The sequence below is a fragment of the Bacteroides sp. DH3716P genome (assembly GCF_025914115.1).
Lineage (GTDB): Bacteria > Bacteroidota > Bacteroidia > Bacteroidales > Bacteroidaceae > Bacteroides > Bacteroides ovatus.
Map to the genome: position 1 here is coordinate 6,612,907 of NZ_CP083673.1, position 3,349 is coordinate 6,616,255.

General features: G+C 46.9%; 3 protein-coding genes and 1 pseudogene. All 4 read left to right on the top strand.

Going from position 1 to position 3,349, the window contains the following annotated elements; translation table 11 throughout:
• Positions 1 to 288: pseudogene (locus KQP79_RS25710) on the top strand (hypothetical protein); the annotation flags it as partial.
• Between the two features lie 15 nt (positions 289 to 303).
• Entirely contained in the window at positions 304 to 486 is a 183-nt protein-coding gene (locus KQP79_RS25715) for a hypothetical protein (protein ID WP_004319908.1), read from the top strand.
• A gap of 932 nt (positions 487 to 1,418) precedes the next feature.
• Complete coding sequence (locus KQP79_RS25720) at positions 1,419 to 1,805, top strand: single-stranded DNA-binding protein (protein WP_004319910.1); 387 nt, start codon at positions 1,419 to 1,421, stop codon at positions 1,803 to 1,805.
• A gap of 374 nt (positions 1,806 to 2,179) precedes the next feature.
• Entirely contained in the window at positions 2,180 to 2,533 is a 354-nt protein-coding gene (locus tag KQP79_RS25725; RefSeq protein WP_234138168.1) for a hypothetical protein, read from the top strand.
• Positions 2,534 to 3,349 lie beyond the last annotated feature (816 nt).

Below are 3,349 nucleotides of genomic sequence, written 5' to 3' on the forward strand. Positions count from 1 at the left end.
GAACTTTCAATCAGTTGGCGAGAGATTGAGCCAGGTTGCGACATCTTCTATACGCACGATGAGAACGACTTCTTCCCCGAAGAGTGCTACGTCACTGCATACGGAGAACTCTTTGAGGATTGTGAGGGTGCTTACTCCACCTTTGGTGATGCTATCAAGTTGTGGTGTGAGAAGACTGGTGTCTCACAGGACGGAAGAAACGAACAGAAGATGATTGACTTCATCAATGAATACGAGTATGAGGCAGAGGACACGAATTTCTGCATCAATCCAATCACATTCGGCTAACAAGGAGGAACCGATATGGCAACGATAGACATGGAGCAGTTGGACGGTGTTGTAGGGTGTTTCTGCACCTTGCTTTATCCCCGAAGAGGTCAGACAGAGGGAACGATTGTCGAGGACTTGGGGTGTGAGGTCATTGTCCAGCTCATCAATGGCAAGGAGGTGACAGAGTACAAGGATGACGTTGTCATCTGTGAATAATCAAGAGAAAGAGTCTGTTGGCTATGTGGCTTGCAGACTCTTTCTTCCTTTGACTGCAAAAACTCTTTTAGGACAATCCTCCAATGAGGTTATGGTTGTTGTAACTGAAATACCTTAGGAGCAAGTTGTGCGGTTTGCTCACTTGCTCCAGTCCTGTTATAGAAGCGATGCTTCGACAGCTGTATAGCTACACGCCGCCAAAGTCCCTTCGCCGTTTTAAGCGTCTCTTTACCTTGTTATAGGAATGGTTATTTCGCCTTTTGGTTTTACTCGTCTGTCTTTTGNCGCCAAAGTCCCTTCGCCGTTTTAAGCGTCTCTTTACCTTGTTATAGGAATGGTTATTTCGCCTTTTGGTTTTACTCGTCTGTCTTTTGCAACTCTTCCTTGTCGGACACAGAACTTGCTTTGGCATGATGAGAGTGTTATCGCCAATCCTCTGATGTCTATCCTCCTTTGGCTTGATGCCTCTGTTGGTAAGCTGCACCTTTGTGGCTTGTCGTTCATTGTGCATCATTGTTCATGCTCCTCCATCTTCTGCTGATACAGCTGTAAGGTCGGATTTCCCGCTTCGTTACTCCAGGCATACCGCCATAGCAGTGCCTCTGTCAGTTGCATACGGATTGCCTCCTTGCTTACAACCTTTGTTCCATTGTTTGGCCCCGTCTTTTTCTGAATTGAGTTATTTGAAAGCCACTTATTTTTACCATGCAAAGGTAGCGTGATGCTGCGAAGGACTTCCTCCTTCTTGTGTGGCCGCTATCGCTGTGACCAATAAAATAGTGCGTAATCTTCCTTTTTCTTCCTCTCTGTCGTTCATCGCCAACAAGAAAAAGAGTATTGCGAACGATTTTCATGGTGCTTCCCACATGGTGCCACATCCCTGCTTTTGAATGCATGTAAAAATTAAGTTTCACTTTTAAATTCAATTCAAAATGAAAAAGATCGAGAACAACTTCACAGTTTCAGGTTTCGTAGGTAAGGATGCAGAAATCCGTCAGTTCGCAAACGCCAGCGTAGCACGCTTCTCATTGGCAGTAGGCCGTCAGGAGAAGAACGGCGAGGAAACCAACCGCGTATCGGCTTTCATGAATATGGAGGCATGGCGCAAGAACGAGCACACCGAATCATTCGACAAGCTCACCAAGGGCACGTTGCTCACCGTCGAGGGTTTCTTCAAGCCAGAGGAGTGGACAGACAAGGATGGCGTGAAGCACTCCAGAATCATCATGGTTGCAACCAAGTTCTATGAGTGTCCCGACAAGGAGGAGACTCCTGCGGAAGAGCCGGCCAAGCCAGCAACCAAGAAAGGCAAGAAATAGCCTTTCCTCTCCATAACAAGGCGACCTTCGGGTCGCTTTTGTTTTNCGGAAGAGCCGGCCAAGCCAGCAACCAAGAAAGGCAAGAAATAGCCTTTCCTCTCCATAACAAGGCGACCTTCGGGTCGCTTTTGTTTTACTCAGGGACATCAATCTGCTGTTATAGCGTGTGATAATCTTCTCTAATAACAACCGTGTTCTGTTATTGGTTATATCGGCGATGCCGTCTTCCTTTATCCTAACCACTTCGTCCCTCTCCATAAGCGAAGCGTCACCAAGATTGTTGGCATACAGACATTCCCGGCTGATGGCAACAAGGTCGCTATTAGCCAAGAAAGACAGTATGCCAAGGTCTGAACGCGAGAGGACTGCCATCTATGCCACAAGATGTCGAAGCCGGGACTTCTAATAATTGTGTCCTTTACTGGCTATCCACTCGCCTTGATATTCAGACCGTCAATCTTGCGACAGCTTCACTACCCACCCACGCCTGCTTTACTGTTCTTCTTCTCTTTGACTGCAAAATATCTTCTGCTATAATCGGTGTGTCCGTCCAAGTGTGTTGTACCGCTTCGCCCCACACCTTCAGAACGGCATTACTGTACGGACACCGCACGAATGCCCATGTGACAGGCAGGCAACAATGGTACTATCAGAAACTGCCACTTCTGATAACTGCCTTTATTGCTGTCTGGCTGTCCCATTATCGGGCTTCGGCAATGTCCGTGTAATGCCATTCTGCCTGCCCACCCATACCACCTTTACCACTAATCAACTGTTTTACAATTTCTCTTCTGCTATACAGGAGGCAGTTCTTGTCCACTCAGGCATATTGAATGTGGCAGACATGTCTGCTACGTCCAATATGCCTCAGTGTCCTGCGGCAAGGACAAGGCACATTTGTCATGCTGACAAGAGTGCCCGATTTGTCCGTTACGCAACTGTCTCTTCTTACNTGCCTCAGTGTCCTGCGGCAAGGACAAGGCACATTTGTCATGCTGACAAGAGTGCCCGATTTGTCCGTTACGCAACTGTCTCTTCTTACCTGATATACGTTACTATCTACCTCTTAATTATACTGCTACGCCCCACACCTTAGCGAAGCGTTACATGGTCTGTCGTCATACAGACACCTTTGGCTGATGGCAACACGTTGCTATTAGCCAAAGCTGACAGTATGCCGAAGTACCGACGCGAGAGAATTGTCTGTCCGTGCTACAAGCTATCAAGGCTGAAGCTTTGATGACTTGCATCCCGGTCAGCCAACACACTCGCTTTATGTCGGTACAGCAGACCTGCAAACACTTCACTGCCCACCCTTACTGTTTCAATCTTTCTTCTTACCTCTTTATATATAACACATCATTCCTCTTGCAGCCAATATCAATAATCTTCTTCCAATCAGCGCAGTGGTAGGCATATTTCCTGCAAAGTTAGCCGCGTCTGAGACAATCGTCAAATTCTGCTTGAGGTCTTGTGACTGTGAACAATCTTCCTTTTCCTCGGAAAAGAGTATTCTTCACACATAATTTGTCTTTATGTCTTTT

Bases quoted from the DNA above. Each gene is read 5' to 3' on its own strand.
- KQP79_RS25720 (WP_004319910.1), top strand. From the start codon at position 1,419: ATGAAAAAGATCGAGAACAACTTCACAGTTTCAGGTTTCGTAGGTAAG.
- KQP79_RS25725 (WP_234138168.1), top strand. From the start codon at position 2,180: ATGCCACAAGATGTCGAAGCCGGGACTTCTAATAATTGTGTCCTTTAC.
- KQP79_RS25715 (WP_004319908.1), top strand. From the start codon at position 304: ATGGCAACGATAGACATGGAGCAGTTGGACGGTGTTGTAGGGTGTTTC.